This window comes from Teichococcus aerophilus (genome assembly GCF_014490485.1).
Classification (GTDB): Bacteria; Pseudomonadota; Alphaproteobacteria; order Acetobacterales; family Acetobacteraceae; genus Pseudoroseomonas; species Pseudoroseomonas aerophila.
This window is the reverse complement of the sequence record NZ_JACTVA010000020.1, coordinates 38803-55317: the sequence shown is the minus strand read 5'-3', so window position 1 is coordinate 55317 and position 16515 is coordinate 38803. Positions and strand designations below refer to the sequence as shown.

At 68.9% G+C, this 16515-nt stretch carries 16 protein-coding genes and 1 pseudogene; 12 read left to right on the top strand and 5 right to left on the bottom strand.

The genetic code is table 11. The features are described from left to right. The first annotated feature begins 92 nt into the window (after nucleotides 1–92). From dnaJ to IBL26_RS12560, 7 genes are all read left to right on the top strand, one after another. Entirely contained in the window at nucleotides 93–1238 is a 1146-nt protein-coding gene (dnaJ, locus tag IBL26_RS12590; protein WP_187784843.1) for a molecular chaperone DnaJ, read from the top strand. A gap of 559 nt (nucleotides 1239–1797) precedes the next feature. Next, nucleotides 1798–3072 carry a transcription termination factor Rho gene (gene rho / locus IBL26_RS12585; RefSeq protein ID WP_187784842.1) on the top strand — a complete coding sequence of 425 codons (1275 nt, stop codon included), beginning with the start codon at nucleotides 1798–1800 and terminating at the stop codon, nucleotides 3070–3072. A 478-nt stretch (nucleotides 3073–3550) separates the two neighbouring features. Then, nucleotides 3551–4318, top strand: coding sequence for a 4-hydroxy-tetrahydrodipicolinate reductase (gene dapB / locus IBL26_RS12580; protein ID WP_187784841.1), 768 nt, complete (start codon nucleotides 3551–3553; stop codon nucleotides 4316–4318). A 3-nt stretch (nucleotides 4319–4321) separates the two neighbouring features. Then, nucleotides 4322–4954 (top strand): DUF7002 family protein, encoded by a 633-nt coding sequence (locus tag IBL26_RS12575; protein WP_187784840.1) that lies wholly within the window; start codon nucleotides 4322–4324, stop codon nucleotides 4952–4954. Nucleotides 4955–5072: 118 nt separating this feature from the next. After that, nucleotides 5073–6260 (top strand): methionine adenosyltransferase, encoded by a 1188-nt coding sequence (gene metK, locus IBL26_RS12570; RefSeq protein WP_187784839.1) that lies wholly within the window; start codon nucleotides 5073–5075, stop codon nucleotides 6258–6260. A 225-nt stretch (nucleotides 6261–6485) separates the two neighbouring features. After that, nucleotides 6486–7199, top strand: coding sequence for a tRNA (guanine(46)-N(7))-methyltransferase TrmB (gene trmB, locus IBL26_RS12565; RefSeq protein WP_187784838.1), 714 nt, complete (start codon nucleotides 6486–6488; stop codon nucleotides 7197–7199). Nucleotides 7200–7794: 595 nt separating this feature from the next. Then, a complete protein-coding gene (locus IBL26_RS12560; protein WP_187784837.1) occupies nucleotides 7795–8202 on the top strand; it encodes a hypothetical protein in 408 nt (135 codons plus the stop codon). A 131-nt stretch (nucleotides 8203–8333) separates the two neighbouring features. On the opposite strand, the gene rsmD is transcribed toward IBL26_RS12560, so the two are convergent. The 4 genes and pseudogenes from rsmD to IBL26_RS12540 all read right to left on the bottom strand — a co-directional run bounded on the left by rsmD (nucleotide 8334) and on the right by IBL26_RS12540 (nucleotide 11899). Then, nucleotides 8334–8891 (bottom strand): 16S rRNA (guanine(966)-N(2))-methyltransferase RsmD, encoded by a 558-nt coding sequence (gene rsmD, locus IBL26_RS12555; protein WP_187784836.1) that lies wholly within the window; start codon nucleotides 8889–8891, stop codon nucleotides 8334–8336. Nucleotides 8892–9107: 216 nt separating this feature from the next. After that, nucleotides 9108–9950: pseudogene (locus IBL26_RS12550) on the bottom strand (pseudouridine synthase); the annotation flags it as partial. Next, nucleotides 9947–10660 (bottom strand): gamma-glutamyl-gamma-aminobutyrate hydrolase family protein, encoded by a 714-nt coding sequence (locus IBL26_RS12545; RefSeq protein ID WP_187784834.1) that lies wholly within the window; start codon nucleotides 10658–10660, stop codon nucleotides 9947–9949. The pseudogene IBL26_RS12550 and the gene IBL26_RS12545, both read right to left, overlap by 4 nt. 462 nt (nucleotides 10661–11122) lie before the next feature. Continuing rightward, nucleotides 11123–11899: a hypothetical protein gene (locus tag IBL26_RS12540; RefSeq protein WP_187784833.1), complete on the bottom strand. Its 777-nt coding sequence runs from the start codon at nucleotides 11897–11899 to the stop codon at nucleotides 11123–11125. Nucleotides 11900–12007: 108 nt separating this feature from the next. On the opposite strand from IBL26_RS12540, the gene IBL26_RS12535 reads away from it, so the two are divergent. After that, nucleotides 12008–12448, top strand: a complete 441-nt coding sequence (locus IBL26_RS12535) for a nucleoside deaminase (protein WP_187784832.1) — start codon at nucleotides 12008–12010, stop codon at nucleotides 12446–12448. A 329-nt stretch (nucleotides 12449–12777) separates the two neighbouring features. Here the strand turns inward: IBL26_RS12535 and IBL26_RS26275 are convergent, their stop codons facing one another. Then, nucleotides 12778–12960, bottom strand: coding sequence for a succinate dehydrogenase assembly factor 4 (locus IBL26_RS26275; protein WP_187784831.1), 183 nt, complete (start codon nucleotides 12958–12960; stop codon nucleotides 12778–12780). Nucleotides 12961–13002: 42 nt separating this feature from the next. Here IBL26_RS26275 and htpX point away from each other — a divergent pair, with 42 nt between their 5' ends. The 4 genes from htpX to IBL26_RS12510 all read left to right on the top strand — a co-directional run bounded on the left by htpX (nucleotide 13003) and on the right by IBL26_RS12510 (nucleotide 16204). Continuing rightward, nucleotides 13003–14058 carry a zinc metalloprotease HtpX gene (gene htpX, locus IBL26_RS12525; protein WP_187784830.1) on the top strand — a complete coding sequence of 352 codons (1056 nt, stop codon included), beginning with the start codon at nucleotides 13003–13005 and terminating at the stop codon, nucleotides 14056–14058. A 352-nt stretch (nucleotides 14059–14410) separates the two neighbouring features. Further along, nucleotides 14411–15451 (top strand): alpha/beta hydrolase, encoded by a 1041-nt coding sequence (locus IBL26_RS12520; protein WP_187784829.1) that lies wholly within the window; start codon nucleotides 14411–14413, stop codon nucleotides 15449–15451. A 181-nt stretch (nucleotides 15452–15632) separates the two neighbouring features. Next, entirely contained in the window at nucleotides 15633–15839 is a 207-nt protein-coding gene (locus IBL26_RS12515) for a cold-shock protein (protein WP_187784828.1), read from the top strand. 194 nt (nucleotides 15840–16033) lie between these two features. Next, complete coding sequence (locus IBL26_RS12510; protein ID WP_187784827.1) at nucleotides 16034–16204, top strand: hypothetical protein; 171 nt, start codon at nucleotides 16034–16036, stop codon at nucleotides 16202–16204. Nucleotides 16205–16515 lie beyond the last annotated feature (311 nt).

Genomic DNA, 16515 nt, shown 5'->3' with positions numbered 1-16515 from the left:
CGGGTTTCCGACCTGACTGAAGCGTCGCGCCCGGCCCCGCGAGGGGACCGGGCGCAGCCTTGTTGACTGTATAGCGGGGGACTGACCCGGCCATGGCCAAGCGGGATTACTATGAAGTGCTGGGCGTCGCCCGGGGCGCCAGCGACGATGAGCTGAAGAAGGCCTATCGCAAGCTCGCCATGAAGTATCACCCGGACCGCAACCGGGATGACAAGGAAGCGGAAGCCAACTTCAAGGAATGCTCCGAGGCCTATGAGGTCCTGAAGGATGGCGAGAAGCGCGCCGCCTATGACCGCTACGGCCACGCGGCCTTCGAGGGTGGCATGGGCGGCGGCGGCGGTGGCGGCGGCAACCCCTTCGGCGGCGGTGGGTTCGAGGACATCTTCGAGCAGATGTTCGGCTTTGGCGGCGGTGGCGGGCGCCAGCGCGGCCAGGCGGCCGGCCGGGGTGCCGACCTGCGCACCGAGGTGGAGATCTCCCTGGAGGAGGCCTTCGCCGGCGCCAAGCAGAATATCCGCGTCCAGAGCAGCGTGCAGTGCGATGCCTGCAACGGCTCCGGCGCCGAGGCGGGCAGCACCGCCAACCAGACCTGCCCGACCTGCGGCGGCGCCGGCAAGGTGCGCGCCCAGCAGGGCTTCTTCCTGATCGAGCGCGCCTGCCCCACCTGTGGCGGCAGCGGCCGGGTGGTGAAGAACCCCTGCAAGGTGTGCAACGGCGCTGGCCGCGTGCACCGCGAGCGCACCCTGAACGTGACCATCCCCGCCGGCGTCGAGGACGGCACCCGCATTCGCCTGACCGGCGAGGGCGAGGCCGGGTTGCGGGGCGCCCCCGCAGGCGACCTGTATGTCGATATCGGCGTGCAGCCGCATGAAATCTTCCAGCGGGACGGGGCGAATATCTTCGTCCGCGTGCCGCTGCGGATGTCCCAGGCCGCGCTGGGCGATGCGGTGGAGGTGCCGGTCATCGATGGCGGGCGGGCGCGGGTGACCATCCCGGCCGGCACGCAGTCGGGAGACCAGTTCCGTCTGCGCGGCAAGGGCTTCTCCGTGCTGCGCTCCGCCGCGCGGGGGGACATGTACGTGCAGGTCGCGGTAGAAACCCCGCGCCATCTGACGGCCCGCCAGCGCGAATTGCTGGAGGAGTTTGAGGCCGAGGCGGGCGAGCATGCCCGCAGCAGCCCGGATAGCGACGGCTTCTTCGCCAAGGTGCGGGACTTCTGGGAGGGGCTGGGGCGGTAAGGTCCCGTCACCAGGGGCGCTGCCCCCTGGACCCAACCTGGGGGGATAGTATCCCCCCAGGCCCTGCCATCAGTTTAAGTGATGGCGGATCTTGCAGGGAAGGCCATGGCTGCTGCCGGCTGAGCGTTCAGTCCAGTAGCCTTTAGAACAGGTTGAATGCGCTGCCGGCTTGCGAGGCACCTAAGCACCGAAAGCCCTGAAAAACTCGCAGCGGGGTCCGGGGTGGACTTTCCACCCCGGTGGGGGGCCAGGGGCAAAGCCCCTTGGCCCACGCATCAATCCCGGAAAAATCCGCGCGAACTCCTTGAAGAACCGCCGGAATGCACTATTTGCCCATTGACGACGAAGTGGCTGCGACCCTAGCGTTGCGGCGCTCCTCGTCCTTGGCGGCGTACCGGACCTTGCCGGTTTGGCATACCGCCTAGACTCCCCTCCTTGATCCTATACGGGACATTAGACGGCCAGGCGCCCTCGGGCTGCGGCCGCACATGGGCAAGCCATCTGGCCGCGCCTTTGGGAGTGTCCCCTGCTCTACGCCGGAACGGAACGCGTCCCGCCCATGCATCTTTCTGAACTCAAGGCCAAAAGCCCCGCCGACCTGCTGGGTTTCGCCGAGTCCCTCCAGATCGAGAACGCTTCGAGCCTGCGCAAGCAGGACATGATGTTCGCGATCCTGAAGCAGCTCGCCGAGAACGACCAGGCGATCCACGGCGACGGCACGTTGGAAATCCTGCCCGACGGCTTCGGCTTCCTGCGGTCCCCGCAGTCGAACTACCTGCCGGGGCCGGACGACATCTACGTCTCCCCCGCCCAGGTGCGCCGCTTCGGCCTGCGCATCGGCGATACGGTGGAAGGCCAGATCCGCGCGCCGAAGGACGGTGAACGTTACTTCGCGCTGCTGAAGGTCAACACCGTCAATTTCGAGCCGCCCGAGGCGCTCCGCCACCGTATCAACTTCGACAACCTGACGCCGCTCTACCCGACGCGCCGGTTGAAGATGGAGAACGAGAACGCCGAGCCGCCGCCGAAGGGCATGCAGAAGGACAACACGCCCCGCGTGATTGACCTGGTGGCCCCGATCGGCATGGGCCAGCGCGCCCTGGTCGTGGCGCCGCCGCGCACCGGCAAGACCGTGATGCTGCAGAACATCGCCCGCAGCATCAGCGCCAACCACCCCGACGTCTTCCTGATCGTGCTGCTGATCGACGAGCGGCCGGAAGAAGTCACCGACATGGCCCGCACCGTGCGCGGCGAAGTCGTGGCCTCCACCTTCGACGAGCCGGCGACCCGCCACGTGCAGGTCACCGAGATGGTGCTGGAGAAGGCGAAGCGCCTGGTCGAGCACAAGCGCGACGTGGTGATCCTGCTGGACTCCATCACCCGCCTCGGCCGTGCCTACAACTCGGTCGTGCCGTCCTCCGGCAAGGTGCTGACCGGTGGTGTGGACGCCAACGCCCTGCAGCGCCCCAAGCGCTTCTTCGGCGCGGCGCGCAACATCGAGGAAGGCGGCTCGCTGACCATCATCGCGACCGCGCTGATCGATACCGGCAGCCGCATGGACGAAGTGATCTTCGAAGAGTTCAAGGGCACCGGTAACTCCGAGCTGATCCTGGACCGCAAGCTCTCCGACAAGCGCGTCTTCCCGGCGATCGACATCACCAAGTCCGGCACCCGTAAGGAAGAAATTCTGGTGGACCGCGCCACGCTGTCCAAGATGTGGGTGCTGCGGCGTATCCTGAACCCGATGGGGACGCAGGATGCGATGGAGTTCCTGCTGGACAAGCTGAAGTACAGCAAGACCAACCAGGATTTCTTCGACGCGATGAATACCTGACGGAGACTTGGCTAGGGGCATCACCCTGGTCCCGTTTCATCTCTTCCCGCGGCTGGCCACCGAAAGGTGCGCCAGCCGTTGCTGCGTCTGGGGTCTGATGGGTGGGGAGGAAGGCCGGGGAAAGAATTCCCCGGGCCCCTTCTTTTCTTTTTCGAGTTTTGGGGCGGGGCTGTTGAGGGGGTGAACCTGAGATACGGCTGGGTGCGCCGGAGGTCCTGGACCTCTGGCGACTGACGGTTCAGCCCGCGCGGCCTATTTTACATATGATCAAGCAGCGTCCCCCCTCAATCCTGCAGCGCCAACGCCAAACTCGCAGAAAAAAAGAAGGGGTCCGGGGAATTCATTCCCCGGCCTTCCTTCTCTTCCACACGGCGCGGCCAAAGCACCAAAGGCCATCGCCCAGCCCGCCGGCTTGACGCCGGGCGCATCCCCACGACACTGCGCATTCTTCCATCTCAGCGCAGGACGGCCTTTCCCCATGACCAAGCTCCGCATCGGCATTGCCGGCATTTCCGGCCGCATGGGTCAGTTGCTGGTGGAGGAGATCGCGGCGGCGGGGGCTGAGCTGTCCGGCGGCACGGCACGGCGGGGCGCGGCGGGCGTGACGGTGTTTCCGGATGCCGATGCGTTGTTCGCTGCCAGCGATGTGGTGATCGACTTCACCATTGCCGCGGCGGCGGAAGGGCATGCGGCGGCGGCGGCGCGGGCGGGCAAGCCGTTCATCCTCGGCACGTCCGGGCTCTCCCCGGCGCAGGAGGCGGCGGTGGAGGTGGCGGCGCGGTCGGTGCCGCTGGTCTATTCCTCTAACTTCGCGCCGGCGGCGACGGTGCTGTTCGCGTTGATCGAGAAGTTCTCCGCGGCTCTGCCGCCGGAGCAGTTCGATGCCGAGATCGTGGAGATGCATCACCGGCAGAAGGTCGATGCGCCGTCCGGCACCGCCGTCATGATGGGCCAGGCCGTGGCGCGCGGGCGGGGCAAGACGCTGGCGGAGGTGGGCATGGAAAGTGGCCGGGACGGCCATACCGGCCCACGCGCCACCGGCCCCATCGGCTTCGCGGCGCTGCGAGGCGGCCAGGTGGTGGGCGAGCACACGTTGCTGTTCGCCGGGCGCAGCGAGCATGTCAGCCTGACGCACCGGTCCTTCGACCGCCGGGTCTATGCCACAGGTGCGGTGCAAGCGGCGGTGTGGGCGGCGCGGCAGCAGCCAGGGCTGTATTCGATGCGGCAAGTGATGGGGATCGCCTGAGGCGTGGACCTGTCTCAGTTCACTATCAGGCATCCACGCCTGTTCCATCTGTTGCCGGCGGCGTCCTGGGATTCCTTTCAGAAGCACGGGCTGCTTTCTGCCCGCGCCCTGTGCGACCTCTATGCTGTCCCGGCGGCGGAGCGCGTGGCGTTGCTGGAGGAGGATCGCGGCAAGGGCAACTTCGCAGTGCTCGCTGCCCCTGGCCTGCCGGCCATTACGCTGCGCGACCAGCTGCTGCCGGACCATGTGCTGCGGCGCTGTTTGACGGGCAGCTATGAGGGGCAGCCCCGTGCGTGGCGGGCGCTATTGAACGGCTACACCTTCTTATGGGCAGATCCCCGCCGGGTGCAGCGGTTGCATGCCGCTAGCCTTGCCCAGCCGCAGGTCCTGCTGGAATTCGACACCGCCCGCCTGCTGGCCTCCTGGGCCAATGCTGCGATGACGACGCCGTTGAACAGCGGTGCGCCTTTCGGCGGCAACCCTGCCGCGCGGGGCGAGGGCACCTTTCAACCTCTGGCGGCGTATCCTCGGCCCGATGGCAAACCGGTGGTGGAAGTGGTCGTTCCCTACGCCATACCGGACGCGCCTGTTGCGCTCGTGGCATCACGACCTATCGAGCCTGCGCAGGGCTCCTGACTTCTGATCGTGGCTTGACCCCCCTTTCCGCGACTGCGAAACAGCTGCGCCCGGGTTGCCGGGGGATAGCCAGGCCGGGGCGAACCGGTCGCCATCGCGACAAGAGGACGATAAGGCCATGCGCGACAAGGGCGAATACCTGTTTACCTCGGAGAGTGTTTCCGAGGGCCACCCCGACAAGGTCGCGGACCGTATCAGCGATACGGTGCTGGACGCGTTCCTCGAAGCCGATCCGTATGCCCGCGTGGCCTGCGAGACTCTGGTCACGACCAACCGCATCGTCCTCGCCGGCGAGACGCGCGGCCCCGGCAGCGTGACGCATGAGCTGCTGGCGCACCTGGCCCGCATGGCGGTGCAGGATATCGGCTACGACCAGGAAGGCTTCTCCTGGCGCAATGCCGACATCTCCGTGCACCTGCACGCCCAGTCCGCGCATATCGCGCAGGGCGTGGACGCGGCCGGCAACAAGGATGAAGGCGCCGGCGACCAGGGCATCATGTTCGGGTATGCCTGCACCGAGACGCCGGACCTGATGCCGGCGCCGCTGTACTATTCCCACCTGATCCTGCGCCGCATCTCCGAGCTGCGCCGGAGCAAGGACAAGACCGTCGCCGGCCTGCTGCCGGACGCGAAGTCCCAGGTGACGCTGCGCTATGTGGACGGCAAGCCGGTGGGTGTGACCTCCGTGGTAGTCTCCACCCAGCACGAGGAAGGCCTGACCCAGGACCAGGTCCGCGCGCTGGTGCAGCCGATCGTCGCCACCTCCCTGCCGGATGGCTGGACGGTGCCGGATGACGAGCTGTACGTGAACCCGACGGGCACCTTCGTCATCGGCGGCCCCGATGGCGATTGCGGTCTGACCGGGCGCAAGATCATCGTGGACACCTACGGCGGCGCGGCCCCGCATGGCGGCGGTGCGTTCTCCGGCAAGGACCCCACCAAGGTGGACCGCTCGGCCGCCTATGCCTGCCGCTACCTCGCCAAGAACGTGGTCGCCGCCGGCCTGGCCGAGAAGTGCACCATCCAGGTGTCCTACGCCATCGGCGTGTCCAAGCCGCTGTCGGTCTATTTCGACCTGCACGGCACCGGGCGCGACGTGGATGAGGTGAAGCTGGCCAAGGTCGTCAACGGCATGGTCAACCTCTCCCCGCGCGGCATCCGGGAGCATCTGCACCTGAACCGCGCCATCTACGTGCCGACCTCCGCCTACGGCCATTTCGGCCGCACGCCGGATGCCGAGCTGGGCACCTTCACCTGGGAAAAGACCGATCTGGCGGACGAGCTGAAGCGCGCCTTCAACCGCTGATCGACCTGCCCCCCGGGCATAAATGCGTGAGGCACGCCGGGGGCTGACAAGGCCCCGGCGGATCTCATGCCGGAGCGTGATCCGTTCGCGAAGCACGCTCCGGGCCTTGGCTTGACCACGTGATGGACGCCTTCGGCTACTCCGCCGCAGGCAGATCACGCTCCGACGACCTTCACGGGGGCGGTGCCGGTTGGCACCGCCCTTTGTGGTATTGATGGCCGCACGATGACCGACGAAACGCACGACAGCCCGCCGCCAGTCCCCGACCGCCTGTATGGCCGCCGCCGGGGCCACCCGCTGCGCCCGCGCCAGCAGGCCCTGTTGGAAGTGACGCTGCCCCGCCTGCACCTCTCGGCCGAGGCGGCCGCGACCGACCCGGCCGGCGCCTTCCCGGCCCCGGTCAAGGACGTCTGGCTGGAAGTCGGCTTCGGCGGCGGCGAGCACAGCTACGCGCAGATCCAGGCCAACCCGGAGGTCGGGCTGATCGCCTCCGAGGTGTTCGAGAACGGCATCTGCTCGCTGCTCGGCAAGGTCGTGCCGGAAGGGGGCGAGGCCACCGCGCCGCTGCCGCCCAACCTGCTGCTGTGGACGAAGGATGCGCGGCACCTGATCCGCGCCCTGCCGGCCGGCAGCCTGGCCCGCCTGTTCCTGATGTTTCCGGACCCCTGGCCGAAGGCGCGCCATGCCAAGCGCCGCTTCGTGCATCCCTCCATCCTGGAGACGCTGGCCACCGCCATCCGCCCGGGCGGCGAATGGCGCATCGCCAGCGATGATCCGACCTACCAGGCCTGGGTGACCGAGGTGATGGGGAACCAGAGCCTGTTCGAGCGCGTCTCGCTGGAGCTGGAGCGGCCGGCAGGCTGGCCAGGCACGCGCTACGAGGCCAAGGCCCTGCGCGAGGGTCGCCAGCCGATGTACTGGGTGTGGCGCCGGGTCTGAGAGGAGTTGTGGGCCGGGGCCAGAGAGGGCGCTGCCCCGTCTGGACTCTCCCGCTGGGGTGACAGGGTTACCCCAGGCCCCCGCCATCAGTCTGATGAGATTTACTCCAAGAGACTGTTTCGAGACCCTGCTGGGCCGGGCTCGGCGCCCCTTTCTGGGCCCGTATTTTCCGGCAGCTTGGCCCAATGTTCCTGCATCTGGTCTGCGCCGCCCCTGTCGGCATAAGAATTCCCCCCGCGCCCTCAGCCAACAGGTTTCCGGACAATCCCAGATGTCCTTGAGGACGCTGCCATCCAGCGTGGCCCCCAAGCGCCGCAGGCTCAACCCATCCGGGCAGAAGGCACTCCGCCAGCCAAACCCGGCGCTGGCCCGCCGGCATCTCGCTACGGCACACCTCTTTGACATCCAGCCAATGCCAACGCGCCGCTAACCCAACCCCCCATCCTCTCGACAAATGCCCAGCGGGGTCCGGGGTGGACTTTCCACCCCGGCGGGGTTCCAGGGGCAGCGCCCCTGGCCTTACCTTCCCCTTGAGCTACAACGCCTTCCGGCCCGTGCCCGACCGCACGGCCGCCCGCAGCAGGAGAACCGCCGCATGACTGTGACCCCAACCCCGCGCGCGGCCGTGTCGCATCCGTCACGCAAGCTGGCGGCCGCCCTGGCGGGCTGGCACCGCGCACTGCTCAATGCGCAGGCGGCGGGCCACCCGGCGGGTGGCAATCCCTATGCGTTGCTGCAGGCCGTGATGCACGACCCGGAATTCACCTGGCTGCGCAAGGTCAGCGACCTGATGGTCCGCATCGACGAGGCCAACGCCAAGGGCGCCAAGCCGTCGCCGGAAGCGATGCAGGGCTTCCTCTCCACCGCGACGGCGCTGGCCGACGGCGAGGACGAAGAGTTTCATGAGCGCCAGACCCGCTTCGTGCTGCGGCCGGAGGTGGTGGCCGCGCATGCCGCCCTGCAATCCACCTTGGCCGAGCTGCGGCAGGCGTTGCAGCAGTAAGGGCCCCAAGAGCTCGCTTCAGGAAGGCCGGCCAAGGCGGCCTGGGCTGTGCCGGCGGTTCACTACGTTTCCCGGCCGACGCGCAACATCCTGGCTATGCGCCTCAGCCGGGAGGCGGCTGAAGCCGTCCCTTAGCCCGGTGCGCGCAGCACCAGGATACGCGCGGCGCCGTGCGTGCGTTCCGCCAGCAGGGTAAAATCGGGCAGGGCAGGGTCCTCGTCCCGCCCCGTCTCGGCGCAGATAAGGGCGGAGGGGGCGATCCAGCCCGCCGCGCCAAGCGCCGCCAGGGCGCGCGGCACCAGATCCTTCGCATAGGGCGGGTCGAGGAAGACCAACGAGCACGGCGCCTTGGCGCGCGGCGGGCGCGTGGCATCCACCGGCAGGACCTGGCTGGCGGCATCCTCCCGGCAGGCGGCGATATTGGCGCGCAAGGCGGCCAGCGCGGCGCGGTCCTGCTCGATGAAGCAGGCGGTGGCGGCGCCGCGGGAGAGGGCTTCCAGGCCCAGCGCACCCGTGCCGGCGAAGGCATCCAGCACCGCATGGCCCTCGATGGCCGCGCGGCCGGCCCAGGGGGCGTGCCACAGCATGTCGAACAGCGCCTGGCGCATCCGCTCGCCGGTCGGGCGGGTGGTGGCGCCCTCGGGCGCCACCAGCTTGCGGCCGCGATGGCGGCCGGCGACGATCCTCATCGCTGAGACGCAGCCCTACTTGTCGCGGGTACGCCGGGTGGAGCGCGGGCCGGGGCCGAAGGAGTCCCGCGTCTTCACCGGGGCGCCCCAGGGGCGGCGCAAATCATCGCCGGCGCTGCGGGCGCGCGGCGGCTTGGCCGGGCGGGTGCGGGCGATCGCCTCCGGCAACGGCTCGGCGCTCCTGGCGGCGGCTTCCTCGGCGGCGACGACGGTGCCGCGCTTCACCCGCGGCGCGGCGTCCAGGCCCAGCTGGTCACGCATCACCTTGGCATTCACTTCCTCGACCGCGCCCTTGGGCAGGGTGCCAAGCTGGAAGGGGCCATAGGCGGTGCGGATCAGCCGCGTCACGGTCAGGCCGAGATGCTGGAGGACGCGGCGAACCTCGCGGTTCTTGCCTTCCTTCAGGCTGACGGTCAGCCAGGCATTGGTGCCCTGGCGGGAATCCAGCCCGGCCTCGATGGCGCCATAGGCCACGCCCTCGATGGTGATGCCACGGGCGAGCGAGGCCAGGGCGCGCTCATCCACATGGCCATGCACGCGGGCGCGGTAGCGGCGCGTCCAGGCATTGCCCGGCAGTTCCAGCTTGCGGGACAGCGCGCCGTCATTCGTCAGCAGCAGCAGGCCCTCGCTGGTCAGATCCAGCCGGCCGACGGAGACCAGGCGCGGCAGCCCCACCGGCAGTTCCTCGAACACCGTTTTGCGGCCCTCGGGGTCCTTGTGGGTCGTCACCAGCCCATCGGGCTTGTGGTAGCGGAACAGGCGCGTGTGCTCCGGCGCCGAGACCAGCTTGCCGCCGACGGAGACGCTGTCCCCCATCGCGACGAAGGTGGCGGGCGTGTCCACCCGCTGGCCGTTGAGGGCGACGCGGCCTTCCTCGATCAGCTTCTCGGCATCCCGACGGCTGGCGATGCCGGCGCGGGCCAGCCACTTGGCGATGCGCTCGCCGCGCGGGCCGGCCTCGGTGTCCTCCGGCGCGGCTGAGCCGCCGGCGTCCGTGGTGGGATCGATGATGTCGTCGTCGTCGCCCGGGGGCAGATCGTCGGGGAGGTCATCGTTCATCGGGCGGCTTCCACGAAGGCGTCGAAGATGCGGTGGTCGGCCGGGTCCACCGTGTATTCCGGGTGCCACTGCACGCCCAGGGCGAAGCGGTGGCCGGGGTGCTCGATCCCCTCGATAACGCCATCCGGCGCCACGGCATTGACCCGCGCGCCGTTGCCGGGGCGCTCCACCGCCTGGTGGTGCGCCGAGTTCACCGCCATGCGCGCGGCGCCGGTGATGCGCGCCAGCAGCGTATCGGCGGCGATGGCGACCTCATGCCCCGGCTCGGTACGCGGGTTGGGCTGCTCATGCGCCAGGGCATTGGCGATGCTGTCCGGGATATGCTGGATGAGCGTGCCGCCGAAGGCGACCGCCAGCAACTGCTCCCCACCGCAGATGCCGAGCACGGGGATGTCCCGCGCCAGGGCACCGCGCGTCACCGCCAGCTCGAACGCCGTGCGGCCGGATTTCAGCGAGACGGTCGCATGCGCCGGGCCGCCATTGTACAGCGCCGGGTCGACGTCGAACGCACCGCCGGTGACCAGCAGGCCGTCGATCCGCTCCAGATAGGCTTCCGCCAGCTCCGGCTCATGCGGCAAGGCGACCGGCAGGCCACCGGCAGCGGCAATGGCGGACAAGTAATTCTGGCGGATGGCGTACCACGGCAGCTTGGACCAGCCGCCGGCCGGCTCCGCATCCAGTGTCACGCCAATCAGGGGAAGCTTACGCATGGGCCGTTGCTAGACCGGCCCGCAGGCGGCGACAAATGTTATTCGGCCATGGTGGGTTCGTGCGCGGGACACACCGGGCGGCTCAGGGGAGAGAGACGTGGAAGGCCGGGGAAAGAATTCCCCGGACCCCTTCTTTTTCTTCTTCGAGTTTGGCGAAGCGCTTCAGGACTGAAAGCGGACGCTTCATGGATGGTTTTAATAGTGGGCCACGCGGGCTGAGCCGTCAGTCGCCAGAGGTCCAGGACCTCCGGCGCACCCTGCCGTCTTCCAAGGCCGAGCCCTGAGCAGCCACGCCCGAAAAACTTGAAAAAAGAAAAGAAAGGGTCCGGAGAATTCCTTCCCCGGCCTCCCCTCTGCCTGTCCTGTCGCCACTAATCAGTAGCTCCTCTTCCGGCAGAGGGCCGCGATGGCGGATTGGCGAAGTGAAGACCCAGCCTGGCGCCCAAGACGGCTTCCCGATCCTCAGCTTCCAACGGCCTGGCGGATTCGCTCTACCTGGGTCCGGGTGGCGGGGTCGCGCAGGGTGGGCAGCAGGCGGGTGGTGGTCTGGCGCAGTTCCTGCCGGGCTTCGGTGGGCAGGGAGGAGGCGAAGAGCGGCAGGTCCTCGGCCACGGCCGTGGCCAGCAGCCGGGCGTTCTCCGGCTTCAGCACGGGCTGGCCGAGCTGCACCAGGATGCCTTGGCTGAGTTGGGCGAGGCCGAGGCTCATCCGGCGCAGGCCCTGGTCGATCTGCGCCTGCTCTGCCTGGCGCTGGGCGGGGGGCAGTCGGCGCACGCGGTCCCGCGCGCCTTGCTGCAGGGTGGTGCCGATGCGCAGCAGGAAGGTGAAGGCGCGGGTGGTCTCGTCCTGGAAGGCGGCCATGCGCCGTTCGGCCTCCGCCGGGTTGGCGGTGTTGGCGGCAAAGGCGGTCAGGTACACCCGCAGCACGCGCGCGGCGCCGTCGCCCCAGCGCTGCAGCTCGGGCGTGCCGGCTTCCGGCTGCGGCCGGCCGGCCACCACGGCCTGGCTGTTCCACAGCGCGTTCAGCAGCGGCGCGGCGCGGGGGTCGGAGAGGCGGGGCAGCGCGGTGGCCGGGCTGCCTTCCGGTGCCAGGCGGGCCAGTTCCCGCGCCGCGTCGGTCCCTTGCCGCACCGCCTCCGGCGCCACCTGGGCCTGGGCGGCCGGGGCTGGCAGCAGTGGCGCCAGCAGGGCGGCCAGCAGCGGCAACATCGGCAGGAGACGTGACGGCAGGAGTGGCATGAGGCATCCGATACAGGCTGGTATGGGTATGGCGGCTGCGGCGGGCCTCACCAAGCCCTGGTCCTGGCCCTGTCGCGGCGGTGTGATTCCCCCGCTATGGGAGTGGTCATGACGCCGATCGAAATCGCATTGCAGGAAGCCCGTGCCGCCGCGGCACGGGGCGAAGTGCCGGTGGGCGCGGTGGTGACCGACGCCGCCGGCACCGTCCTGTCCCGTGCCGGCAACCGGGTGGAGGAACTGCACGACCCGACCGCGCATGCCGAAATCCTGGCCCTGCGCGCCGCCGCCAGCCTGCGCGCTAGCCCGCGCCTGCCGGACTGCACCCTGACCGTCACCCTGGAGCCCTGCCCGATGTGCGCCCAGGCGGCGAGCTTCTTTCGGGTGAAACGTGTGGTCTTCGGCGCCTACGATCCCAAGGGCGGCGGGGTGGAACATGGGGCGCGGATCTTCAACGCAGCGTCCTGCCATCATGCGCCGGACGTCATCGGCGGGATGCGGGAAGGCGAATGCGCGGATTTGCTGCGGGCCTTCTTCGTGGCGCGGCGATGAAGGTTGCCAGGGTGAGGCAGGAAGGCCGGGGAAGGAATTCCCCATCAAACCTATAGGTTTGATCCTTCTTTTCTTTCTTCAGGTTTTCCGGGCGTGGCTGTTGAGAGGGCATGCTTGAGAGGCGGCTGGTGCGCCGGAGGTCTAGAACCTCTGGCGACTGACGGTTCAGCCAGCCTGGCCCATTTCAAACATCGTCGAAGAGCGTCCGCTCTCAGTCCGGCAGCGCTCCGCCAGATCCGCAGAAAAAAAGAAGGGGTCCGGGGAATTCTTTCCCCGCCTTCATGCTGGCCACCACCTGCGAAGGGGGCAGCCCCGCCAGGGTGCAAAAGCTAGAAGTCGCTCACGCGCCCCTTGCGTTCCCAGTCCCCGAAGCGGGTGGGTTCCGGCCCGGTGGGGCCGCCGATCTCGGGTGGCATGGGCGTGGGTTTGGGTTTCGGGGTGCCATCCGGCTGGGCCGGGGGGGCGGGGGTTTCGTCGGCCGGCGTCGCGGCCTCTTGTCCAGGCTTTGTCATCCTCCCCATCTGAGAGCGAACGGTGCGACTGGGAAGGGGTGCATGGGCGGGTATCTGCGGACGACAATCCTTCTGGCGGCGATGACGGCGTTGTTCGTCGCTGTGGGCGGCGCCATTGGCGGGCGGGGCGGCATGCTGGTGGCGCTGGGCGTCGCGGTGGTGACCAACCTGTTCGCGTGGTGGAACAGTGACAGGATGGTGCTGCGGATGCACAACGCGCAGCCCATCGGGCCGCAGGATGCGCCGCAGCTGTACCGGATGACCCAGGCGATGGCGGCGCGGGCCGGCCTGCCGATGCCGGCGCTGTACCTGATCCATGAGGACCAGCCGAATGCCTTCGCCACCGGGCGCAACCCGCAGAACGCGGCGGTGGCGGTGAATACCGGCCTGCTGGACCTGATGACGGAGGAGGAGGTGGCCGGGGTGGTGGCGCATGAGCTGGCGCATATCCGCAACCGCGACACCTTGATCATGACGGTCACGGCCTGTCTGGCGGGTGCCATCGGCATGCTGGCGCAGTTCGGCTTCCTGTTCGGCGGGCGGGACCGGGAGCGGGGGCCGGGGCCGATCGTCGGGCTGCTGCTGATGGTGCTGGCGCCGATCGCCGCCGCCATCGTGCAGATGGCGGTCAGCCGCTCCCGCGAATACGAGGCGGATCGGGGTGCGGCGGAGATCACCGGCAACCCGGCTGGGCTGGCGCGGGCGCTGATGCGGCTGGAGCAGGGCAAGCTGGGGCATGTGAACCAGGCGGCGGAGGCCAATCCGGCGACGGCGCATATGTTCATCATCAACCCATTGAACGGGCAGCGGATGGACGGGCTGTTCTCCACCCACCCACGAACCGAGAACCGGGTGGCGGCGCTGATGGCGCTGGCGGGGCAGGGCGGCACGGGCACGGGCGGCTGGCAGCAGGGCGCGCCGGTGGCGCCCCCGATGGCCGGCTCGCGCGGGCCGGGCGGCCGGGTTCCCGGGAGCCGGACCCAGGGCAACCAAGTTCCGAGCAACCAGGTCCCCGGCAACCGGGGGCCGGGCGGCAGCGCGCCTGCGGGGCCGTGGTCCCGCCCCGGCGCACCGCCGCGCCGCAACCCTTGGGGGTAAGCAGCGCTTGAGCGTGTCTGGAGTGTGATGGCTGGAGGGGGAATCACCGGAAGCCTGAATCACGCGCCCAAGCAAAGCCATGAAGCGCCTGCTGGCTGAGGGGTACGCGGAGATTTTTGCGTTGGTGAGTTGGTGACGCCGCTGGCTGGCGCGGGGCTCTTCACTGTGGCCAGGCCGGCGGGCGTGCGAGGCTTTGTCCGCGATACGATGCGGTGGTGACAGCCCGGCACCGCCGCAAGTTTTTGAAACAGCCGGGAAGGCTCCGAACCCCCTGACCGCCGCGCCGAATCCGGCCTATGCTGTGGGGGAGCGGAGCTGCCGCCGCTGAAGAACATCCTGGCCGGAGAATGCCATGCGCCGCCGTGTGCTGCTCGCCGCACCGTTGCTTGCCGCCCCCCTGATGCTGCCAGCCATAAGCGGGGCCCAGGCCCAGCCGGCCGGCGTGGTGCTGGAGGAGTTCCAGGTGCCGTCCGGCACCGGCATCCAGCTTTACCTGCGCAACAAGCGGCAGGATGGCGCGACCGCCGCGCGGGCGGACCGGGTGATCCTGTGCATCCACAACGGCACCTTCCCCGGCAGCACCAGCTTCGACCTGCCGGCCGGCGGCGTGTCCTGGATGGACTACATGGCCGGGCGGGGCTTCGACGTCTGGACGGTGGACCTGCGGAATTTCGGTCGTTCGACGCGGGAAGCCGCGATGGGCCAGCCGCCGGGCGGCGCGCCGCTGACACGGGCGCCGGACGCGCTGGCGGATATCGCCGCCGCCGCCGCCTTCATCCGGGAGAAGCGCGGCGTGCCCAAGCTGGTGCTGCTGGGCTGGGGCTGGGGCGGGGCGCTGGCGGCCCGATTCGCCGCCGACAATGCGGCGCTGGTGGACCGCGTGGTGCTCTACGCGCCGGAATGGCCGAAGGAAGGCGCGGCGCCCGCCGCTCCCGCCAACGGCGCGGCCCCGCTGCCGTCCTACCGCAGCCTGACGCGGGCGGACGTGCGCACGCGCTGGGTGGAAGGGGTGCCGGACAACCGCCGCGCCGCCCTGTTCCCTGCCGGCTGGTACGAGCACTGGGCCGACACGACCTTCGCCACCGACCCGGAAGGGGCACGCCAGGTGCCCTCCGTCCTGCGCGTGCCGAACGGCCCGCTGGCGGATGCCGCGGCCGGTAAGCCCTTGTTCGACGCGGCGAAGGTGACGGTCCCCACCCTGGTCACGCTGGGCGAGTGGGACCGGGAGACGCCGCCCGCCCAGGCCCTGGCCTTGTTCCAGTCCCTGGCCGGCGTCACGGCCAAGCGTCTGGTGGTGCTGGGGGAGGGAACGCACGGCATCATGCTGGAGCGGAACCGTGGCGCTTTGTTCCAGGCGGTACAGGTGTTCCTGGAGGAAGCCTTGACCGGTTGACCTTTTGTCAGGTTGTTGTTGCGGCGTCGCCCGGCTATCCCTAGATACGATGCGTCGACTGATTTGGTTTTGGCCGCGTGCCTCGCGCCCGGCCTGCGCGCATCGTGCCTGGTGCTCGTTCCACAGGTTGATCCGCCGCGCATGTCGCGTGGTGGCAACATTCGTTTAACGGAGCACCCCGATGGCCATCGGTACCGTCAAGTGGTTCAACACGACCAAGGGTTTTGGTTTCATTCAGCCGGAAGACGGCTCCAAGGATGTGTTCGTGCACATCTCTGACGTTCAGCGCGGCGGCATGCAGGGCCTGAACGAAGGCGAGCGCGTCGAGTTCGAGCTGCAGCGTGGCAAGGACGGCAAGGTTTCCGCCGGCAACCTGCGCCGCGCCTAAGTGACGAATGGCCCTGCATGCCTTTGGGCATGCAGGGCCTTCTTCCGGGGCGGCTTTGGTACTGACGCCTTGGAGCCTGCCGGGACCCGCAAGGTCCTTTCGGCCCAGGTCCATGCGGCCAGGTGCTTCGCAGCCCTGCCGCCAGTGCCCTTCGCCCCGCGATATCCCAGACCTCGATGGAAGGGAGTACCGCCATGGCGCGAGCCCCCAATTATAATCAACAGCGCGCTGACCGCGACCGGGCCAAGCAGGCCAAGGCCGATGCCAAGCAGCGTGAGCGTGATCAGCGCAAGGCTGAGAAGACCATGTCCACCGAACCGGGCGATGAGCCTGCGCCGGAGCCTGAGGACGAAGCCCGCGGCTGAACCCTGAGCGCTGCCTTTCCGGGCAGCGTCACGGGTCTTTGCCACGCGGCCTGGCCGTTCGGCGTTTTATGCCGGACGGTGAGGCCGTGATTCCCAGCATCGTCACGGCGTGGCGGCTGGGTCTTGCGATCACGGTGGAGACGGCCGGGGAAGGAATTCCCCGGACTCTGCCTCGCGCTGCATGAGAGCGTGATGCGTTCATATTCGTTCGCACACCATGGTCTCTGCCTGTGACTTGCCGTGTGATCCAGGCTTTCGGCGATCCCCCCCTCAAGCCGTCATGCTCAAGGGCGCGCTGAGCGGCCCGACAG